This window comes from Streptomyces sp. ISL-1, assembly GCF_018614585.1.
GTDB lineage: Bacteria > Actinomycetota > Actinomycetes > Streptomycetales > Streptomycetaceae > Streptomyces > Streptomyces maoxianensis.
In genome coordinates, this window is record NZ_JAGGOI010000037.1 from 22636 (window position 1) to 43038 (window position 20403).

17 protein-coding genes are annotated in these 20403 nt (G+C 70.0%); 9 read left to right on the forward strand and 8 right to left on the reverse strand.

Annotation, left to right across the window (positions count from 1 at the left end; all coding sequences use genetic code 11):
• Nucleotides 1–16: 16 nt before the first annotated feature.
• From J7E87_RS26185 to J7E87_RS26195, 3 genes are all read left to right on the forward strand, one after another.
• Nucleotides 17–958 (forward strand): RluA family pseudouridine synthase, encoded by a 942-nt coding sequence (locus J7E87_RS26185; RefSeq protein WP_215097003.1) that lies wholly within the window; start codon nt 17–19, stop codon nt 956–958.
• Nucleotides 955–1428: a GNAT family N-acetyltransferase gene (locus tag J7E87_RS26190; RefSeq protein ID WP_215097004.1), complete on the forward strand. Its 474-nt coding sequence runs from the start codon at nt 955–957 to the stop codon at nt 1426–1428. Before J7E87_RS26185 ends, J7E87_RS26190 begins: the two co-directional genes overlap by 4 nt.
• 460 nt (nt 1429–1888) lie before the next feature.
• A complete protein-coding gene (locus J7E87_RS26195; protein ID WP_215097005.1) occupies nt 1889–3475 on the forward strand; it encodes a Na+/H+ antiporter in 1587 nt (528 codons plus the stop codon).
• A 504-nt stretch (nt 3476–3979) separates the two neighbouring features.
• Here J7E87_RS26195 and J7E87_RS26200 read toward each other — a convergent pair.
• Complete coding sequence (locus J7E87_RS26200; protein ID WP_215097006.1) at nt 3980–5122, reverse strand: mechanosensitive ion channel family protein; 1143 nt, start codon at nt 5120–5122, stop codon at nt 3980–3982.
• Between the two features lie 37 nt (nt 5123–5159).
• Here J7E87_RS26200 and J7E87_RS26205 point away from each other — a divergent pair, with 37 nt between their 5' ends.
• Nucleotides 5160–5729 (forward strand): dienelactone hydrolase family protein, encoded by a 570-nt coding sequence (locus tag J7E87_RS26205; protein ID WP_215097007.1) that lies wholly within the window; start codon nt 5160–5162, stop codon nt 5727–5729.
• A gap of 97 nt (nt 5730–5826) precedes the next feature.
• Here J7E87_RS26205 and J7E87_RS26210 read toward each other — a convergent pair whose 3' ends face one another.
• From J7E87_RS26210 to J7E87_RS26225, 4 genes are all read right to left on the reverse strand, one after another.
• Nucleotides 5827–7479, reverse strand: coding sequence for an alkaline phosphatase (locus tag J7E87_RS26210; RefSeq protein ID WP_215097008.1), 1653 nt, complete (start codon nt 7477–7479; stop codon nt 5827–5829).
• Nucleotides 7480–7681: 202 nt separating this feature from the next.
• Nucleotides 7682–8497: a DsbA family protein gene (locus J7E87_RS26215; RefSeq protein WP_215097009.1), complete on the reverse strand. Its 816-nt coding sequence runs from the start codon at nt 8495–8497 to the stop codon at nt 7682–7684.
• Between the two features lie 76 nt (nt 8498–8573).
• A complete protein-coding gene (locus J7E87_RS26220; RefSeq protein ID WP_215097054.1) occupies nt 8574–9260 on the reverse strand; it encodes a hypothetical protein in 687 nt (228 codons plus the stop codon).
• A gap of 79 nt (nt 9261–9339) precedes the next feature.
• Entirely contained in the window at nt 9340–10674 is a 1335-nt protein-coding gene (locus tag J7E87_RS26225) for a DUF2252 domain-containing protein (protein WP_215097010.1), read from the reverse strand.
• 243 nt (nt 10675–10917) lie between these two features.
• Between J7E87_RS26225 and dnaE the strand changes: the two genes are divergently transcribed.
• A complete protein-coding gene (gene dnaE, locus J7E87_RS26230) occupies nt 10918–14457 on the forward strand; it encodes a DNA polymerase III subunit alpha (protein WP_215097011.1) in 3540 nt (1179 codons plus the stop codon).
• 102 nt (nt 14458–14559) lie between these two features.
• On the opposite strand, the gene J7E87_RS26235 is transcribed toward dnaE, so the two are convergent.
• Nucleotides 14560–14739, reverse strand: a complete 180-nt coding sequence (locus J7E87_RS26235; protein ID WP_215097012.1) for a hypothetical protein — start codon at nt 14737–14739, stop codon at nt 14560–14562.
• A 242-nt stretch (nt 14740–14981) separates the two neighbouring features.
• Here J7E87_RS26235 and J7E87_RS26240 point away from each other — a divergent pair, with 242 nt between their 5' ends.
• Genes J7E87_RS26240 through J7E87_RS35435 form a run of 4 tightly spaced genes read left to right on the forward strand, consistent with a single transcriptional unit; the run spans nt 14982 to nt 18765 of the window.
• Nucleotides 14982–16223: an NYN domain-containing protein gene (locus J7E87_RS26240; RefSeq protein WP_215097013.1), complete on the forward strand. Its 1242-nt coding sequence runs from the start codon at nt 14982–14984 to the stop codon at nt 16221–16223.
• A 37-nt stretch (nt 16224–16260) separates the two neighbouring features.
• On the forward strand, nt 16261–17235 hold the full coding sequence (locus J7E87_RS26245) for an ABC transporter ATP-binding protein (RefSeq protein WP_215097055.1): 975 nt from the start codon (nt 16261–16263) through the stop codon (nt 17233–17235).
• Entirely contained in the window at nt 17232–18056 is an 825-nt protein-coding gene (locus J7E87_RS26250) for an ABC transporter permease (protein ID WP_215097014.1), read from the forward strand. Before J7E87_RS26245 ends, J7E87_RS26250 begins: the two co-directional genes overlap by 4 nt.
• Before the next feature lie 34 nt (nt 18057–18090).
• Complete coding sequence (locus J7E87_RS35435; RefSeq protein ID WP_308313087.1) at nt 18091–18765, forward strand: ABC transporter permease; 675 nt, start codon at nt 18091–18093, stop codon at nt 18763–18765.
• A gap of 390 nt (nt 18766–19155) precedes the next feature.
• Here J7E87_RS35435 and ybaK read toward each other — a convergent pair whose 3' ends face one another.
• Together ybaK and J7E87_RS26265 are read right to left on the reverse strand one after the other, a co-directional pair.
• Nucleotides 19156–19650 carry a Cys-tRNA(Pro) deacylase gene (gene ybaK, locus J7E87_RS26260; RefSeq protein WP_215097015.1) on the reverse strand — a complete coding sequence of 165 codons (495 nt, stop codon included), beginning with the start codon at nt 19648–19650 and terminating at the stop codon, nt 19156–19158.
• Nucleotides 19651–19665: 15 nt separating this feature from the next.
• Nucleotides 19666–20403 carry an LON peptidase substrate-binding domain-containing protein gene (locus J7E87_RS26265; RefSeq protein WP_374195227.1) on the reverse strand — a complete coding sequence of 246 codons (738 nt, stop codon included), beginning with the start codon at nt 20401–20403 and terminating at the stop codon, nt 19666–19668.

Sequence of the window (20403 nt, forward strand, 5' to 3'; positions counted from 1 at the left end):
AAGGCATACTCGACGGGTGAGTACAGTTCCCGAGTTCCGCACCCTGCCCGTACCCGATGGCCTTGAGGGCGAGCGCGTAGACGCCGTCATCTCCCGGATGTTCGGGTTCTCCCGTACGAAGGCGGCCGAGCTGGCAGCCGCCGGGAAGGTGCAGGTCGACGGTTCGGTCGTCGGAAAGTCCGAGCGTGTGCACGGCGGGGCGTGGCTCGAGGTCGAGATGCCACAGGCGCCCGCGCCGGTGCAGATCGTGGCCGAGCCGGTCGAGGGTATGGAGATCGTGCACGACGACGACGACATCGTCGTGATCGCCAAGCCGGTCGGCGTGGCCGCGCACCCGAGTCCCGGCTGGAGCGGCACGACCGTGATCGGCGGTCTCGCGGCCGCGGGGTACCGGATCTCGACGTCCGGAGCGGCGGAGCGGCAGGGGATCGTGCACCGGCTGGACGTCGGCACCTCCGGGCTGATGGTCGTCGCCAAGTCTGAGCGGGCGTACACGCTGCTGAAAGCTCAGTTCCGCGACCGGGTCGTGGACAAGCGGTATCACGCCCTGGTCCAGGGACACCCCGATCCGCTGAGCGGCACGATCGACGCACCCATCGGGCGGCACCCGAACCACGACTACAAGTGGGCGGTGACGGCGGACGGCAAGGCGTCGGTCACGCACTACGACCTGATCGAGGCGTTCCGCGCGGCGTCGCTGCTGGACATCAAGCTGGAGACGGGGCGTACGCACCAGATCCGTGTGCACATGGCTGCGCACCGACACCCGTGCGTGGGCGACCTGACGTACGGCGCGGACCCGACGATGGCGAAGCGGCTGGGGCTGACGAGGCAGTGGCTGCACGCGATGCGGCTGGGCTTCGAGCACCCGTCGGACGGTCAGTGGGTGGAGTTCGAGAGCGCGTACCCGGAGGACCTGAAGTCGGCGCTGGACAGGATCGCGGCGGAGAGCGCGTGAGTTCTTACGTCGTAAGGGTCGCTGCCGGCCCGGCCGACCGGGAGGCGTGCTTCGCGGTCCGGAAGGAAGTCTTCGTCGTCGAGCAGCGGGTTCCGGCGGAGATCGAATACGACGCGTTCGACGCGGAGCACGCGGACACGGTGCATGTGCTGGCGGTCGGCGCGGACGGGCAGCCGCTGGGCACGGGTCGGCTGCTGTACGGCGAGGCCGCGGCGGACAGGACGGGCGGCGACCCGGCGGTGGGCTCCCTCGGCCGACTGGCCGTGAGCAAGACCGCGCGGGGGCTCGGCGTGGGCGTGGCGATGGTCCGGGCGATCGAGGAGGCCGCGCGGGAGCGTGGGCTGGCCGCGGTGGACCTGCATGCGCAGACCCACGCGCTGGGGTTCTACGAGCGGCTGGGGTACGTGGCGTACGGGGCGGAGTTCCTGGACGCGGGGATCGGGCACACAGCGATGCGGCGGGCGCTCTAGCGAGGACGGGGATTTCCCCGGCCCGCCCCTGCGCGGCGGCACCGTGGTGCAGCTGCGCTGCGCGGCAGGCCCCGGGCTCCCGAGTCCCGCCCCTCCGCGCCCGGCGCTGCCCTTCGCGGCGCGGCGGGCCGCGCACGGCCGGCCCCCTCAGGACGGCAGGCGGCCCCACCTTGTCCACTCGCCCCTCGCCGGACGTCTCGCGGTGGGCCCGGCCGACTGCCTTTCGTCGTGATCAACGCCGTCGCGTAGCGCGGGAGTTGGATCTTGGCGCGGCCCCGCGCCACTTCGCGCCACGGCAACGGGCGGCCGTGCCGCGCGGTGCGCAACGAACATCCCGATCGCTGTTCAGGATCATGAATCACAGACGTTTGCCACAGGGGATGCTGGGGTGATTGGAGCTATTCGCGTGACAGGCTTAAAGCCTTGATCGTTGAGGTTTCGAGCCGCCGGAGGGCGCACCGTGGACCAATTGGCGCTGCTGTTCTTGCTGTTGCTCGGGGCCGTGGTGACAGTGCCGCTGGGGGAGCGGCTCCGGCTGCCCGCGCCCGTGCTGATGACGGTCGCCGGGATCGTGCTGGCGTTCATGCCCTTCGTGCCGAACGTCGAAGTGCCGCCGGATTTCATCCTGCCGCTATTGCTGCCGCCGCTGCTGTACGCGGCCGTACAGCGCACCTCCTGGCGGCAGTTCACGGCCAACATCCGGCCGATCCTGCTGCTCGCGGTCGCGCTGGTGTTTGTCACGATGGCGGCGGTGGCGGCCGTCGCCCACGCTGTCGTGCCCGGGCTGCCGATCGCCGCGGCATTCGCGCTCGGCGCGCTGGTGGCGCCGCCCGATCCGGTCGCGGCGACCGCGGTCGCGGGGTCACTCGGGCTGCCGCGGCGGCTGATCTCCATCCTGGAGGGGGAGGGGCTGTTCAACGACGTCACGGCGATCGTGCTCTACCACGTGGCGATCGCGGCGGCGGTGAGCGGAACGTTCTCGTGGCCGGACGCGGTCTGGGATCTGGTGCTGTCGGCCGTGGTGGCCGTCGCGGTCGGAGTCGCGCTCGGCTGGCTCACCAACAAGCTGATGGGCATGCTCGGCGATGCGACGCTGCAGATCGGGCTGTCGCTCATGGTGCCGTTCATCAGCTATGTGCTGGCGGAGGAGCTGCGGGGTTCGGGCGTGCTCGCCGTCCTGACCACCGCGCTGTTCCTCGCCGAGTACGCCGCCGACCCGGACGATGTGATGGGGCGGCTGGCCGGGACCACGTTCTGGCAGATCGTCGACATGCTGGTGACCGGGGTCGCGTTCGGCCTCATCGGCCTCGAACTGCACAACGTGTTCGGCACGGCGGACGCGCGTGGGATGCAGATTCTGGGCTGGAGCGCCGCGATCATCGGGGTCGTTGTGGTCGTACGGCTGCTGTGGCTGCTGCCCGCGACCTGGCTCGCCAAGCGACTGCACAAGCTGCGGGACTACGACGAGGAGATCCCCGTGGGCTGGCGGGAGACCCTCGTCATGTGGTGGTCGGGGATGCGAGGAGTGGTGTCGGTCGCGCTGGCGCTCGCCATTCCGCTGAAGACGGACAGCGGGGCGCCCTTTCCCGGCCGGGACGAGATCATCTTCATCGCGTTCGCGGTCATCCTGGCGACGCTTGTGCTCCAGGGTCTGACCCTCCCGTGGCTGGTGCGGCGACTCGGCGTGCAGGCGGACACCGACGCGGAGGGCGAGCTGGAACGGAACCTCGCGATCCGCGCGTCGAAGGCGGCGAAACGCCGGCTCAGGGAGATCGAGGCGCTGGAGGATCTGCCCGAGGACATCAGCGAGCGGCTGCTGCGCGCGGCGTACGACCTGGGGGCGAGGATCAGCCCGGACATCGTCGACGACGAGCGGCGGGAGTGGTTCGCGAAGCGGGTGGACCGGCTGCGGACGATGCAGCGAATCCAGCGGGAGATGCTGTCGGCGGCCCGCCACGAGGTCCTGTCGGCCCGCAACGAACCGGGTGCGGACCCGGAGGTGGTGGACAGGGTGCTGCGGCACTTGGATGTACGCAGCTTGCGGTGAGGGGGTGTGGGAGAGCGCGTCGCCCCCGGGCGGCCCGCCGACCGCCGGGGCGGCACCGGTCCCTGCCGTGCGGGGCTGTATGCGGGGGCGGGCGGGGCTGCCGCAGGGTCGTTGGCGGTGGTGGCCCCCGGTCGCCCTGCGGTTCGTGGCGCGGCCGCCGCGGGGCCCGGTGCGGTGGCGCACCCCCGCACGCCGGGGCCGTGCCAACCGCCCCTGCCGTGCGGGGCCGGTGTGGGGACGGGGGCGGCCGCTGCCGGGTGTCCGGTGCAGTACGCACCCCGGGCCGCCGCGGGGCCCGGTGCGGTGGCGCACCCCCGCACGCCAGGGACGGTGTCGGCCACTGCCGTGCCGGAATGGGGGCGGGCGCACGGCTGCCGCCCGGTGTCCGGTGCAGTACGCACCCCGACCGCCGGGGCGGCACCGGTCCCGGCGGTCGCGCGGGGACGGGCCGCCCGCTGTCGGGTGTCCGGTGCGGTGGCTCACCCCCGCCGCCGAGGGCGACTGTCAGCCCCGGCCCGTGCGCGGCTGGGCCTCGTGGTCCTCCCCGTCCTGGGACCGCCGTTGCCCGTCCGGAATCGGTGCGGCGGCCCTCGGCCATGCGTGGTCCAGGGGCAGCGCGGCCGGAGAGGTTGCCACGCGTGGCAGCGCGTACGGGTGCTTCTCGTACAGCCAGGCGATCATCTGCTCCCGCACAACGCACCGCGCCGTCCAGATGTCGTCCGCGTCCTTCGCCGTCACCACCGCCCTCACCTGCATCGTGTTCGGCGTGGTGTCCGTGACCGCCAGGCTCCAGTCGCGGCCGTCCCAGGCCGCGCAGTCCCGCAGGATTTCCTGGAGCTTCTCGCGCATCAGGCCCACCGGCGCGGAGTGGTCCAGGTGGAAGAAGACCGTCCCGGTCATCTGCGCTCCGCCGCGCGACCAGTTCTCGAAGGGCTTGCTGGTGAAGTACGACACAGGCATGGTGATGCGCCGCTCGTCCCACGTCCGCACCGCGAGGAACGTCAGCGTGACCTCCTCGACCGTGCCCCACTCGCCGTCCACCACCACCGTGTCGCCGATCCGCACCATGTCGCCGAACGCGATCTGGAAGCCCGCGAAGAGATTCCCGAGCGTGGACTGCGCCGCGACACCCGCGACGATGCCGATGATGCCCGCGGAGGCCAGCATCGACGTGCCGACCTTCTCCATGCCCGGGAAGGTCAGCAGCATCGCCGCCACCGCGACCACCACGACCACCGCTGTGACGATCCTCACGATCAGCGTGACCTGTGTGCGCACCCGCCGTACCCGGGCCGGATCGCGCGTCGAGGACGCGTAACGGGCGTACGACGACTCAACCGCGGCCGAGACGATCCGGACCACCAGCCAGGCACCCGCGCTGATCAGCACCAGCCACAGCACGTGTCCGATGGTCGCCTCGTGGGTCTTGAGCGGCTGCCACTGCGTCTCGCGGTAAGTCCCTCTCAGCAGCGCGGTGAGCAGGACGACCTGGAACGGCAGTCGGCAGCGCCGCAGCAGATCCCACAGCGGGGTCTCGGGGTGACGGTCGTCCACCCGCCGCAGCAGCAGGTCCACGACCCAGCCGAGCAGCAGCGTGAGCACGACCGAGCCACCGATCACTATCAACGGGCGCAGTACGTTCTCCATAGGCTCCGACGCTAACGGTGACTGGCAGGATGTCCGAATGAACATCATGCTTTTTCATTCGGTCTACGGTTTGCGACCGGCAGTGCACGCGGCAGCCGACCGGCTGCGCGCCGCCGGGCACCAGGTTCGCGTGCCCGACCTCTTCGACGGGCAAACCGCCGAGACCGCAGAAGCGGGCATGGAGCTCAAGGAGAAGATCGGCAAGGAGGAGCTGCTGCGCCGGGCGGTCCTCGCCGCCGCGCCGTACTCGGAGCAGGGCCTGGTGTACGCGGGCTTCTCGCTCGGCGGCTCGATCGCGCAGAACCTCGCGATGGGCGACGAGAAGGCCCGCGGACTGCTGCTCCTGCACGGTACGTCCGACATCGCGGAGGGTGCGAGCGCGGACGACCTGCCCGTACAACTGCATGTCGCGGACCCGGACCCCTTCGAGTCGCACGACTGGCTGAACGCCTGGTATCTGCAGATGCAGCGGGCCGGCGCGGATGTGGAGATCTACCGCTACCCGGGCGCCGGGCATCTGTACACCGACTCCGAACTGCCCGACTACGACGAGGCCGCGGCGGAGCAGACCTGGCGTACGGCGCTGGGCTTCCTCGAAACGCTGTAGCCGGAGCCGCGCGGGGCCAACAGGCCTCGCGCGGCACGCGTTTTGCGCGTCCGCCCGCGCGAGGCCCGCGGGTCTTACGGGTTGTCCCGACCCGGTGTCAGCGCACCGGCCGGCTGACCCGCTCGACGCGCTGCGAGCCGGAGAGAGTCCGGTAGGAGCGGGCCCACTTCGTGGTCGCGTCCTGCTTCGTCCTGTCGGAAAGGACGTAGTAGTCCATCTGCGAGCGCTCGGCGGTGACGTCGAGGACGCCGTAGCCATGGTTGTCCATGTCCAGCCACTTCACATGGCGGTTGGCCGCCTTGACGGCCGTGGACGCGATCAGCGAGACCGTACCCGGCGCGACATGGAGGAGGTCGTCCAGGTTGTCGGAGGTCACCGACGTCACCACGAACTCGGTCGCGGCGGACTGCGACAGCGGATACGTCGCCGCCTTGACCGGCACGTCGTTCGCCCAGGCCATGTGGATGTCGCCGGTGAGGAAGACGGTGTTCTTGATCCCACGGTCCGTCAGATGCTTCAGCAGCTCCTTGCGGTCGTCCGTGTAGCCGTCCCACTGGTCGACGTTGACCGCGAGGCCCTCCTTGGGCAGCCCCAGCAACTCCGCGATCGGCTCCAGCAGATGGGCCGGCACGGAGCCGAACGCGACCGGCGAGATCATCACCGAGGTGCCGACCAGCTTCCACGCGGCGTCCGAACCGGCGAGCCCGGCCTTCAGCCAGTCCAACTGCGCGCGGCCGGTGATCGTACGCTCCGGGTCGTCCACGTCGCCGTTGCCGACCGTCGACTGCTGCGAGCGGAAGGACCGAAGGTCCAGCAGGTGCAGATCGGCGAGCTTGCCGAAGCGCAGCCGGCGGTAGACGGTGCCCTCGGTCGACGCGCGTACGGGCATCCACTCGAAGTAGGCCTGGCGCGCGGCCGCGGCGCGCGCGGCCCACTCGCCCTCCGCGCCCGGCGTGTGATTCTCCGCGCCGCCCGACCAGGTGTCGTTCGCGAACTCGTGGTCGTCCCAGATCGCTATCACCGGGTGCGCGGCGTGCAGCGCCTGCAGATCGGCGTCCGTCTTGTACGTGGCGTGGCGGGTGCGGTAGTCGGCGAGCGTGGTGATCTCGTGCTTCGGCGAGTGCTGCCGTATGACGTACTGCTCGGCCGGGTAGCCGCCGGTCGCGTACTCGTAGATGTAGTCGCCGAGATGGAGGATCGCGTCCAGGTCGGCGCGGGCGGCCAGATGCCGGTACGCGGAGAAGTAACCCGCCTCCCAGTTGGCGCAGGAGACCACACCGAAGCGGACACCGGGCGTCGCGGCATCGGTAGCCGGGGTGGTGCGGGTGCGGCCGACGGGCGAGACGCTCGCGCCGACGGTGAAGCGGAAGTAATAGGCGGTCGCCTGGCGCAGGCCCCTTACGTCCACCTTCACGGTGTGGTCGGACGCGGCCTTGGAGGTGGTGGTGCCGCGGGAGACGACCCGGGTGAAGCCCTTGTCCTCGGCGACCTCCCAACTCACCGTGGTGTCGGGGCCCTTGCCCGAGCCAGGGACGGCATCGGGGGTGGGGGTGATACGCGTCCACAGCAGTACACCGTCGGGCAGGGGGTCGCCGGAGGCTATTCCGTGCAGGAAGGCCGGGGCCTCCTGGACGGAGGCGGCAGAGGCGGAGGAGGCGACCGCGATGGCGGGCGCGGCGACGACAGCAGTGGCGGCAGCGGCCTTGACGACCGTGCGGCGGCTGGGAGTTGAGGAGTGTCGACTGGTCACGGCCGATCAGACTACTGACCAGTAAGCCGAATGGGCGAGCGAACAGGGAAAGTTCGCCCGCCCATCGGCCACAGTCAACCAGCGCGTTTCCTCCCGGTCGGTCCCGGAACGCGGCCGCAATCAGGCGTAATCGGGTGTAATCGGGACTGGATGACGTCAGGTCCAACGACCTCAGCGCTTGCTGGCCTCAACTCTCAATGGATCAGCCCTTGATGGCCTTGTCGACCGCGGCGTTGAACTGCTCGACCGTCATGGGCGGGTTCTCGGTGCCGTCCGCGGTGACCTTCTTGCCGTCCATCTTGAGCGTCGGCGTGCCGGTGACCCCGCTGTCGTCGAATGTCGCGGACATCTTCATGGCCCACGCGTCGAAGGTGCCGTCCTCGACGTTCTTCTTGAACTCGGCGTTGTTCTTGAGCGCCGTCACCGAGTCGGCGGCCTCCAGCAGGTACGAGTCCTTGGCGAACTTGTCGTCGCTCTCCTCGGGGTGGTACTTCGCCGAGTAGAGGGCGGCCTTGTACTCCATGAACGCCTCGGGGCTGACATTGAGGGCCGCCCCCAGCGCGGACAGCGCGTTCTTCGAGCCCTGGCCCTGGCCGGCGTTGTCGATGAAGGTCGCGCCCACGTACTTGATCTTGTACTTGCCCGCGTCGACGTCCTTCTTCACCGTCGCGCCGACCGACTGCTCGAAGGTGGCGCAGACCGGGCAGCGCGAGTCCTCGTACAGCTCCAGCGTCTTCTTCGCGGCCGGCTTGCCTATGACGACGGTCGTGCCGTTCTCGCCCTGGGTGTTCTTCGGTGCGGCGACGTTCTTCGCGTCCTTCACCGACTCCCAGTGGCTGGGCTTGTTGGCCTGCATGACGGCATACCCGATGCCGCCCGCGATCGCGAGGACCACGATCGTCGAGCCGATGACGATGAGCTGACGGCGGGTTTTGTCCTTCTTGGCCTGGCGCTCACGCTCCTGGCGCAGCCGCTCGCGGGCCGCCGCCTTGTTGGCCTGGCTGTTGCGTGCACTCATGCTGATTCACTCCGTGTGATGCCGTATCGGGAGATACGGAAAAGACTGGGGGATTGCCGGAAAGGGGACTGCGGGCTCAGGCGAGGACTGCGGCCGAGCGCGGCGGTCCCCGCCGTCCGACGGAGTGCACCAGCAGGCGCGTGCGGGAGACGCCTACGCCGCGCGGCGCCGGGCGCGCGGCGCGGTGTACGGCCCGGTGCGCCGTCCCCGCCGCGGCGACCGCCAGGCGCAGCGGCCGGAACGTGAACGCGCCGACCGCCCGCACCAGGCCGGACAGCGCGGACTCGCCGCGCCGCAGCCAGGCCGCGGCCAGTAGCCCGACCGACACATGCGCGGCGAGCAGCAGCCACGGCAGGGAGGGGTCGGCGGAGTGCAGCAGGGTGGCCGCGCCGCGGTCGGCGGCGCTCACGCCGGGCAGCTGGGCGCCGACGCTTCCGCCGCACAGCACATCGAAGCCGACCGCGCGCAGCGAACCGGAGACCGGGCCGCCGCCGGGGCCGTAACAGACGTCCTGGCCGGTGGTGAAGACGGTGTCCGCGGCCAGTTCGAGCGGGACGAGCAGACTCGCGATCCGCCAGTAGCCGCGCTCCTTGCCGGACAGGGCGTACGCGACGGCGAAGACGCCCGCCGAAAGACCCGCGAGGGTGGTCAGCGGCAGCGGGACCTGGGAGAGCAGCACATGGGAGGCCGCGGACAGCGTCACGACCAGTGCCGTGAAGGTCGCTGCCCGCACTCCCCTGAGCTGCATTCCTGATATGTCCATCACCCGGGAGTCTGCCATGGGGCGAGATAAGCGGTCCCTAAGGATTCGGCCCCGCACGCCGCAGCAGCGTGATCGATACTCAGAGGCCGGGGATCCGGCCGTTACGGAACAGGTCGACGAAGATCTGGTGGTCGGCCCGCGCCCGCGCGCCGTACCTGTGCGCGAACTCCACCAGCATCTCGCCGAACCCGTCCTCGTCGGCCGCGATCGCCGCGTCGATGGCCCGCTCCGTCGAGAACGGCACCAGCGAGTGGCCGCTCTCGTAGTCCGCCGCGCCGTGCATCGTGGCCGTCGCCCTGCCCAGGTCGGCGACGACCTCGGCGATCTCGTCCGGCTCGTCGATGTCGCCCCAGTCCAGATCCACCGCGTACGGCGACACCTCGGCGACCAGCTGACCCGCGCCGTCCAGCTCGGTCCAGCCCAGCCACGGGTCGGCGTGGTCCTGGAGCGCGCGCTGCGAGATCACCGTGCGGTGGCCCTCGTGCTGGAAGTACTCCCGCACGGTGGTGTCGTCGATGTGCCGGGATACCGCGGGTGTCTGCGCCTGCTTCATGTAGATCACGACATCGTTCTCGAGGGCGTCGCTGTTGCCTTCGAGCAGGATGTTGTACGAGGGCAGGCCGGCGGACCCGATGCCGATGCCGCGGCGGCCCACGACGTCCTTGACCCGGTACGAGTCGGGCCGGGTCAGGCTGGACTCGGGCAGCGTCTCCAGGTAGCCGTCGAAGGCCGCGAGCACCTTGTAGCGGGTGGCCGCGTCCAGCTCGATCGAGCCGCCACCGGGTGCGAAGCGGCGCTCGAAGTCGCGGATCTCGGTCATCGAGTCGAGCAGCGAGAAGCGGGTCAGCGAGCGTGCGTCGCGCAGTGCGTCCAGCAGCGGGCCCTCGGCGGTGTCCAGCGTGAAGGGCGGTACCTCGTCGTGCTTCGCGCCGGCGGCCAGGGCGTGGATGCGCTCGCGGTAGGCGGCGGCGCAGATCCGCACCAGCCCGGTGATCTGCCCGTCGCTGAGCGCCTTGGTGTAGCCGACCAGCGCCAGGGACGCGGCCAGTCGCTTGAGGTCCCAGGTGAAGGGGCCGACGTACGCCTCGTCGAAGTCGTTGACGTTGAAGATCAGGCGCCCGTTGGAGTTCATGTACGTGCCGAAGTTCTCGGCGTGCAGATCGCCGTGGATCCACACCCGGCCGGTGCGCTCGTCGAGGAACGGGCCGCCGTGCCGCTCCCGCCCCAGGTCGTTGTAGAACAGGCAGGCGGTGCCCCGGTAGAACGCGAACGCGGATGCGGCCATTTTGCGGAACTTGACCTGGAAGGCGGCGGGGTCGGCTGCCAGCAGCTGCCCGAAGGCGGTGTCGAAGACGGCGAGAATTTCCTCGCCGCGCTCTTCAGCTGTGGCCTCGGCGGATCGCGGTACCGACATCGCTGGTTGCCTCCTGGTGCATGACAATAGGACGAGGGATTCGTGATTCCGTCTCGCCGGTCGAGCGAAGCGAGAGCGCAATCCAAGGGTGCAACGCACGAAGGTACTCGGGAGTGCCCGCGGGCTGTCAGTGCCAAGACGTAGACTTCCAGGCTGTCCACCCAGACTGCTCGCAGCGCTGGGAGGCCGGGGGTTGTGCCCCCGGAAAGTCCCGAATCTACCGCTCTCCGGAGGCCTGAAGCCGTGACCAAGCCGCCTTTCACGCACCTTCACGTCCACACCCAGTACTCCCTGTTGGACGGTGCCGCGCGGCTCAAGGACATGTTCGATGCCTGCAACGAAATGGGCATGACGCACATCGCCATGACCGACCATGGCAACCTCCACGGCGCGTACGACTTCTTCCATCAGGCCAAGAAGGCCGGTGTCACACCGATCATCGGCATCGAGGCGTATGTCGCTCCGGAGTCCCGGCGGAACAAGCGGAAGATCCAGTGGGGTCAGCCGCACCAGAAGCGGGACGACGTCTCCGGTTCCGGTGGTTACACCCACAAGACGATCTGGGCGGCCAACAGGACCGGTCTGCACAACCTCTTCCGGCTCTCCTCCGACGCGTACGCCGAGGGCTGGCTGCAGAAGTGGCCGCGTATGGACAAGGAGACCATCGCCCAGTGGTCGGAGGGGCTGATCGCCTCCACCGGCTGCCCCTCCGGCGAGCTCCAGACCCGGCTGCGCCTGGGCCAGTTCGACGAGGCCCTCAAGGCCGCCTCCGAGTACCAGGACATCTTCGGCAAGGACAAGTACTTCCTGGAGCTGATGGACCACGGCATCGAGATCGAGCGCCGCGTCCGCGACGGCCTCCTGGAGATCGGCAAGAAGCTCGGCATCCCGCCGCTGGTCACCAATGACTCGCACTACACCTACGCCGATGAGGCCGGCGCGCACGACGCGCTGCTGTGCATCCAGACCGGCAAGAACCTCTCGGACCCCGACCGCTTCCGCTTCGACGGCACCGGCTACTACCTGAAGTCCACGGATGAGATGTACGCCGTGGACTCCTCGGACGCCTGGCAGGAGGGTTGCGCCAACACCCTTCTGGTGGCCGAGCAGATCGACACCGAGGGCTGGTTCCAGGAACGGAACCTGATGCCGAAGTTCGAGGTGCCCGAGGGCTACACCGAGGTGACCTGGTTCCGCGAGGAGACCATGCGCGGCATGGCCAGGCGCTATCCCGGCGGCATCCCGGACGACCGGCTCAAGCAGGTCGAGTACGAGATGGGCATCATCATCGACATGGGCTTCCCGGGGTACTTCCTCGTGGTGGCCGACTTCATCATGTGGGCCAAGAACAACGGGATCGCGGTGGGCCCCGGCCGAGGTTCCGCGGCCGGTTCGATCGTCGCGTACGCCATGGGCATCACCGACCTCGACCCGATCGAGCACGGACTGATCTTCGAGCGCTTCCTCAACCCCGAGCGCATCTCCATGCCCGATGTCGACATCGACTTCGACGAGCGCCGGCGCGGTGAGGTGATCAGGTACGTCACCGAGAAGTACGGCGCCGACAAGGTCGCCATGATCGGCACCTACGGCAAGATCAAGGCGAAGAACGCCATCAAGGACTCCGCGCGGGTGCTCGGCTACCCGTACGCGATGGGCGACCGGCTCACCAAGGCGATGCCCGCAGACGTCCTGGGCAAGGGCATCGACCTCAACGGCATCACCGACCAGAAGCACCCCCGCTACAGCGAGGCCGGCGAGATCCGGGGGATGTACGAGAACGAGCCGGACGTGAAGAAGGTCATCGACACCGCCAAGGGCGTCGAGGGCCTGGTCCGGCAGATGGGTGTGCACGCGGCAGGCGTGATCATGTCCAGCGAGACGATCACCGACCATGTCCCGGTCTGGGTCAGGCACAGCGACGGCGTGACCATCACGCAGTGGGACTACCCGAGCTGTGAGTCGCTCGGCCTGCTGAAGATGGACTTCCTGGGTCTGCGAAACCTGACCATCATGGACGACGCCGTCAAGATGGTGAAGGCGAACAAGGCCGTCGAGCTCGACCTGCTCGCTCTCCCGCTGGACGACCCCACGACGTACGAACTGCTCTGCCGCGGTGACACGCTCGGCGTCTTCCAGTTCGACGGCGGCCCGATGCGTTCGCTGCTGCGGCTGATGAAGCCCGACAACTTCGAGGACATTTCCGCTGTTTCGGCCCTGTACCGTCCGGGCCCGATGGGCATGAACTCCCACACGAACTACGCGCTGCGCAAGAACGGGCAGCAGGAGATCACGCCGATCCACCCGGAGCTGGAGGAGCCTCTCAAGGAGGTCCTCGGCCTCACCTACGGCCTGATCGTCTATCAGGAGCAGGTGCAGAAGGCCGCCCAGATCATCGCGGGGTACTCACTCGGTGAGGCCGACATCCTCCGCCGGGTGATGGGCAAGAAGAAGGCCGACGAGCTGGCGAAGAACTTCGTCCTCTTCCAGGCCGGCGCCAAGAAGAACGGCTTCAGTGACCAGGCCATCCAGGCCCTGTGGGACGTACTGGTCCCCTTCGCCGGATACGCCTTCAACAAGGCGCACTCCTCCGCGTACGGGCTGGTCACCTACTGGACCGCCTATCTCAAGGCCAACTACCCGGCCGAGTACATGGCCGCGCTGCTCACCTCGGTCAAGGACGACAAGGACAAGTCCGCGGTCTATCTGAACGAGTGCCGCCGCATGGGCATCAAGGTGCTGCCGCCCAATGTGAACGAGTCGCAGTCGAACTTCGCCGCTCAGGGCGACGATGTGATCCTCTTCGGCCTCTCCGCGGTGCGGAACGTCGGCACGAACGTCGTGGATTCGATCATCCGCAGCCGCAAGGCCAAGGGGAAGTACATCTCCTTCCCCGACTTCCTCGACAAGGTCGAGGCGGTCGTCTGCAACAAGCGGACCGTCGAATCGCTCATCAAGGCCGGCGCCTTCGACGAGATGGGCCACACCCGCAAGGGCCTGGTCGCCCACCACGAGCCGATGATCGACAATGTGGTGGCGGTCAAGCGCAAGGAGGCCGAGGGACAGTTCGACCTCTTCGGCGGGATGGGCGACGAGGAGAGCGACGAGCCGGGCTTCGGGCTCGACGTCGAGTTCTCCGACATCGAGTGGGACAAGTCGTATCTGCTCGCGCAGGAGCGCGAGATGCTGGGCCTCTATGTCTCCGACCATCCGCTCTTCGGCATCGAGCATGTCCTGAGTGACAAGACGGACGCCGCGATTTCCCAGCTCACCGGCGGTGAGCACGCCGACGGCGCGGTCGTCACCATCGGCGGGATCATTTCCGGTCTGCAGCGCAAGATGACCAAGCAGGGCAACGCCTGGGCGATCGCGACGGTCGAGGACCTGGCGGGCTCCATCGAGTGCATGTTCTTCCCGGCGACCTATCAGCTGGTGTCGACGCAGCTCGTCGAGGACACCGTGGTCTTCGTCAAGGGACGGCTCGACAAGCGCGAGGACATCCCGCGCCTCGTCGCCATGGAAATGCAGGTTCCCGACATCTCGTCGGCCGGCACCAATGCCCCGGTTGTCGTCACCATCCCCACGGTGAAGGTGACACCGCCGATGATCAGCAGGCTCGGTGAGATCCTCAGCCACCACAGGGGCAACACCGAGGTCCGGATCAAGCTGCAGGGCCCCCGCAAGACCACAGTGCTCCGGCTCGACCGGCACCGCGTGCAGCCGGACCCGGCGCTCTTCGGCGATCTGAAGGTGCTGCTCGGCCCGTCCTGCCTGGCCGGCTAGCGCCAGTACCCAGATACGCAAATACCCGGATACGCAGCAAGGGGCGCGCCCGTCGTCACGGGCGCGCCCTTTTGTCTTCTTGTTCGTCGTCTCGCAGTGGGATCAGTTGTGGCCGAAGCGCCGCTGGTGCTTACGGGCAACGTCCGCGGGGCTGCCCTGAGCCTGGGACTGGGGCTGCGCGTGGGACTCATATGCCGTCGACTTGGCCTGCTCGCTGCCGCGCTCCGCGGCCGGCGAGCGGTCCTGTTGACCACTCTGTTTGCGATTCTTGTTCTTGGCCATGGTGATGCCTCCTGTGGGGATTCTCGGGGCCAGGGCCGCTGTCAGAGTCACATACGCGATGAGGCGCCGCATTTTGGATCATTGCGGTGCGTAAAGGGCGCTGTTGCGCCTCGGGTCAGGGTTCCGCCACGCCGATGATCGAGTTCCGGACGTTAACCCTCCCGTGGTCGGGCAGACTCGAAGGAAACCCGGAACAATCCCCGATCCGGACCCTTCCCCGATCCCGAAGTTCCCGAAAGAGGGTGGAACGCGTGGACCGCTGCGTTGTCCTGGTGGACGCCGGATATCTGCTGGGCGCCGCCGCGAGTCTTCTCGCCGGGGAACCGGCGCGTTCCCGCATCACCGTCGACCACGCCGCCCTCATCCAGGGCCTGCGCGAGCTCGCCGAGGCCGATACCGAGCGCCCGCTGCTGCGTATCTACTGGTTCGACGGCGCCCCCGACCGCGTACCGCAGCCCGAACACCGGCGGCTGCGTGTCATGCCGCGCGTGACGGTCAGGCTCGGCGCACTGACCCGCAGCGACGGCCGGTGGGCGCAGAAGGGCGTGGACGCGGCCATGCACGCCGAGCTCACCGAGCTGGCCAGAAATCGCGCCTGCTCCGACGTGGTGCTGGTGACCGGAGACGGGGATCTGCTGCCCGGTCTGATGTCCGCCAAGGAGCACGGCGTCGCCGTCCACCTCTGGGCCGTGCAGGCCGCCGACGGCGACTACAACCAGTCCGAGGACCTGGTCGCGGAGGCCGACGAGCGGCGGGTGCTCGACCGGGCCTGGATCACCCGTGCCGTACGGGCCAAGGAACTCACCGGCATCTGCGCCCCGCAGCCCGCGCCCGGCCCCGAGATCACCGCGATCCTCTCCGCGCCGCTGCCCGAGTCGGCGCTCGCCGCCTCGCAGGAGCGCGCCGCCGAAGCCGTACGCAACGGCTCACAGCCGGCCCCCGCCGAGAACGGCGCCGCGCCGGTCCCCGCCCCCGCCACGTCCAAGGGCGTTCCCACCCCCAAGGACCTGGCGGGTCTGCGCGCACCCGGCCAGCACGCCGCACCGCATCCGACCAGCGCCACCCTGCGCTGGTCCTCCGACAGGGGCTGGGTCGAGCGGGCCGGCGGTGGAGCGCTCGGCGAGCCGCCCGAGACCGCGTCCCTGCCGACGCTCGCCCAGCTCACCAGCGCCGAGCAGCGCTGGGCCGACCGCGAGGAGGACATCACCACCGTTGGCGGCGACCCCTTCGAGGTCGGCCAGGTCTTTGCCCGGCGCTGGATGGCGCGGCTGCCGGAGACGGGTCATGTGCAGAAGCTGTCCACCATGTACCCGCGGATCCCGCACCGCATCGACGGCGAACTGCTGCGGTACGCCGCGCGCTTCGGGCTTCTCGCGCACAAGGACGACCAGATCGACGAGCACGACCGCTATGCGATCCGGGCCGGATTCTGGCGCGAGATCGACGTACGGGCCGCCGCGGAACACGCCCCCGCGGGGGAGTAGTCCCGCCGACCCCTTAGGCTCGTCCCTTGTGAGTACGGTGTGCGAGGTGCGGGAGCTGGTCAAGACGTACCCCGCCGCGCGCGGTCGCCGAGGCACCCCCGGTACGCCCGAAGTGCGTGCCACTGACGGGATTTCCCTGGTGGTGCGGCGCGGCGAGATCTTCGGCCTGCTCGGGCCCAACGGCGCCGGCAAGTCCACCCTCGTACGGCAACTCACCGGTCTGATGCGCCCGGACGCCGGCAGCGTCGAGGTGCTGGGCCACGATCTCGTACGCCACCCGGAGCGGGCCTCCCGGCTCATCGGCTACCTCGGGCAGGAGTCCACCGCACTCGACGAGCTGACCGTAGCGCTCGCCGCCGAGACGACCGGACGGCTGCGCGGCCTGTCCGTGCGGGAGGCGCGAGCCGAGCGGGACGCCGTACTCGAGGAGCTCGGGCTGACCGGGCTCGCCGCGCGCCCCCTGAAGAAACTCTCCGGCGGACAGCGGCGGCTGGCCTGCCTCGCGGCGACGCTCGTGGGCGAGCGGCCGGTACTGGTACTGGACGAGCCGACCACCGGCATGGACCCCGTCGCGCGGCGCGCGGTGTGGGCCGCCGTCGACCGGCGGCGCGCGGAGAACGGCGCGACCGTCCTCCTCGTCACCCACAACGTCATCGAGGCCGAGACCGTCCTCGACCGGGTCGCCGTGCTGGAACGGGGCCGCGTCATCGCCTGCGACACCCCGGCCGGGCTCAAGGAACGGGTCGCCGGCGAGGTGCGGGTCGAGCTGGTGTGGCGCGAGCGCGCGCCGCTGGACGTCCCCGAGGTCACCGCGCTGCGCGGGTCCGCGCAGGAACACGGGCGCCGTTGGGTGCTCAGGCTCGCGCCCGACGAGGCGCGGGCGGCGGTCGCGGCGGTGACGGGCGGCGCGGCGTTCGCGGCGCTCGACGACTTCACGCTGGCCACGCCGAGCCTGGAGGACGTGTACTTGGCGCTCGGCGGGAACGCGACGAAGGGGCTGGTCAAGGCGTGAGCATCGTGCCCGCGGAAGCGGTGTCCGGGCGGATCGGGGTGGAGCAGAGCGCCGCGGCCGAGGTCGCCGCGCCGCTCGCGCCACGGGCGCGGCTGCTGCCCGCGCTCGGCGCCGTGTACCGCTCGCAGCTGTCGCGGGCGCGGGTCGCCCGGATGCCGCTGCTCTTCGTGGCGACCTTCCAGTCGATCGGGATCATGGTCCTGATGCGCGGGGTCGTCGACGGGGGTGCGGAGGCGCGAGCCGTCGTCGCCGGGTCGAGCGTCCTCGTCGTCGCCTTCGTCGCGCTCAATCTCCTCGCGCAGTACTTCGGGCAGCTGCGGGCCAGCGGCGGCCTCGACCACTACGCCACGCTGCCGGTGCCGCCGGCCGCGGTGGTGCTCGGTGCGGCCGGTGCGTACGCCTCCTTCACCGTGCCCGGCACGGTCGTCACCGCTGTCGCGGGCAGCGTCCTGTTCCAGCTGCCGATGACGCATCTATGGGTGCTCGCCGCGGTCATCCCGCTGTCCGGCGCCGCCCTCGCCGGTCTTGGCGCGGCGCTCGGGCTGCTCGCGCCGCGCCAGGAACTGGCCACGCTGCTGGGGCAGTTGGGTATGTCCGCAGCGCTGCTGCTGGGTGTGCTGCCGGCTGACAGGCTGCCCGGGCCGGTCTCGTACGCCCGCGATCTGCTGCCCTCCACGTACGGCGTCGAGGCCCTCGCGCGGACCTTCGAGGCGCGTCCGGACTGGACGGTCGTCGGGCTGTACCTCGCCGTCTGCGCTCTGGTGGGTGTCGTCTCCCTGACGGTCGCGACGTGGGCGTACCGGCGGGCGGCAGTCCGGTGAGGCACCGTCCGGACACGCCTGGCACGATGGCGGGGTGACCGCACCTCTGACTCCGCCCCACCAGCCTTCGCCGAACAACGACCCGTGGCAGTCGCCGCCGAACGGGCCCGGGCCCTTGCACGCCAAGGAAACGGAGGAGGGCCCGGAACTGAGGACGGACCTGCGGGACGCGGCCGTGGTGCTGGTGGCCGTGACGATTCTGGGCGTGGCGCTGGGGCTGCTGTGGCTGTGGCTGGCGCCGCGGGTACCGCTGATCTCGAATGACAGGGCGGTCTTCCTCAAGGACACGGAGGGCGAGGAGGCGGTGGCCGCGGACGGAACGTTCGTGCTGCTGGCACTCGCCTTCGGCGCGGTGAGCGCGGCGGCGGTCTTCTGGATCCGCAGGCGCGGGGGGATCGCGCTGGTGGTCGCTCTGGCACTGGGCGGCCTGCTGGCATCGCTGCTGGCGTGGGGGATCGGGGTGTGGTTCGGCCCGACGCATGATGTGGTCGCGCATGCGAGGGAGGTCGGCGAGGGGGTGACCTTCGACGCCTACCTGGAGCTGCGGGCGAAGGGGTCGGTGCTGGCGTGGCCGGTGGCGGCGATGGTGGTCCACCTGGGGCTGACGGCGCTGTTCGGCCCGCGGGATCCGGAGCCGGAGTGGGATGAGGGGTATGGGGCGCCGGGCTACGGGGCGCCGGGGCCGCCGCCGGGGCCGGGGTCGGCCTGACGCCTGCGGCGGGCTTGTTCCCCTGCCCGCCCTCCTCCTACGGCCTGGCGGCCGTGGGAGGTACCGACATCCTGTAGCTGGGGGCAAGCCCCCAGACCCGTCCTCCACGCCCTGCGGGTGTGGGCGGACCCCCGGTACGGCCTTCGGCCGTGTCCTCGATCTCCCCCCAGACTTCGTCCGGTGGGACCCCCAACGGGCTTGAGTTTCCGCCCGTCCGGCCAGAACTCCAAGCCCGTCGGCGTTTGAGGGGTGGGGTCCCCCACGCCCGCCAGGGCGTAGGGGGAGGGTCTGGGGCGGCCCGGGTCAGGGCCGAACTTTCAGCCTCGCCGGTGATTGAGGCGCGGGGTTCGGGGCGGAGCCCCGGGGAACAGGCAGGCCGCGGCCGTGACCCTACGCGCGGCCGATCGGAGCCAGTACCGCGGAGGTGAGCGTGGCCAGGTCCGACGGGGAGAGTTCGACCTCCAGGCCGCGGCGGCCCGCCGAGACGCAGATCGTGGGGTGCGCGGAGGCTGACGCGTCCAGGACCGTGCGGAGCGGTTTGCGCTGGCCCAGCGGCGAGATACCGCCGCGGACGTAGCCCGTCGTGCGTTCCGCAGCCGCCGGGTCCGCCATCGTGGCGCGTTTGGCGCCGACAGCCGCGGCCAGCGCCTTGAGATCCAGCTGGCCCGCCACCGGGACGATCGCCACCGTCAGTTCACCGTCGACGTCCGCGACGAGGGTCTTGAAGACCCGCTCGGGGGTGACCCCGAGAGCCTGTGCCGCCTCCTCGCCGTAGGAGGGCGACGCGGGATCGTGGTCGTACGCGTGGACCGTGAAGGCCGTGCCCGCTGCGGTCAGTGCGACCGTCGCGGGCGTGCCGCCGGGCTTCCTGGACTTCTTCGGCACCGCGGCGAACTCCCGTCAGTTGGGGCTCGTCGGCGACCGGGTCAGATCGACCGCGGGCAGCGAAGGCAGGTGACGGATCACCGCGGTCTCCGAGCGCAGCAAGGTGAGTTCCTCACGCAGCCTGGTCGCCGTGTCCGGGGCCTGCAACAGCCGCTGCTTCGCGGGCGTGTCCAGCACCGCCGCCGCGGCGACCAGATACGACACCACCGACGGCTCGTCCGGCAGATCCGCTCCCGTGGACAGTGACCGCTCCCGCGCTCCCGCCAGCCGCTTCTGGTAGCTGCGGAAGGCACGGAGCACGCCCTCGGCGAGCGTTCCCGCGCCGTCCCCCGACTCCTCCGGGATTTCCTCCAGTTCGGCCGTCAGATACGGGCCGCTCGCGTCGACCGAGAGGATCTTGACCCGGGTCGTGCCCGTCGCCAGCACCTCGAAGCTGCCGTCGTCGCGCTCGCGGATCGTCGCCGCGTCCGCGATGCAGCCCACCCGGTGGAAAGCCTGGATCGGGTCGTCGCCGAAGCCCGCCGCCGGGCCGATCTCGGGAACCGCGGTCGGGTCCGGCATGCCGGGCGCGGTGGGCGCCACCTCGCGGCCGTCACGGATGGCGACCACTGCGAAGCGGCGCGGCTCGGACTCGTCCGTCTTCAGCAGTTCCCGCATCATGGCGCGATAGCGCTCCTCGAACACGTTCAAGGGCAGGACGAGGCCCGGGAACAGCACCGAGTTCAGTGGGAAGAGGGGGAGGCTCGCGGTCAC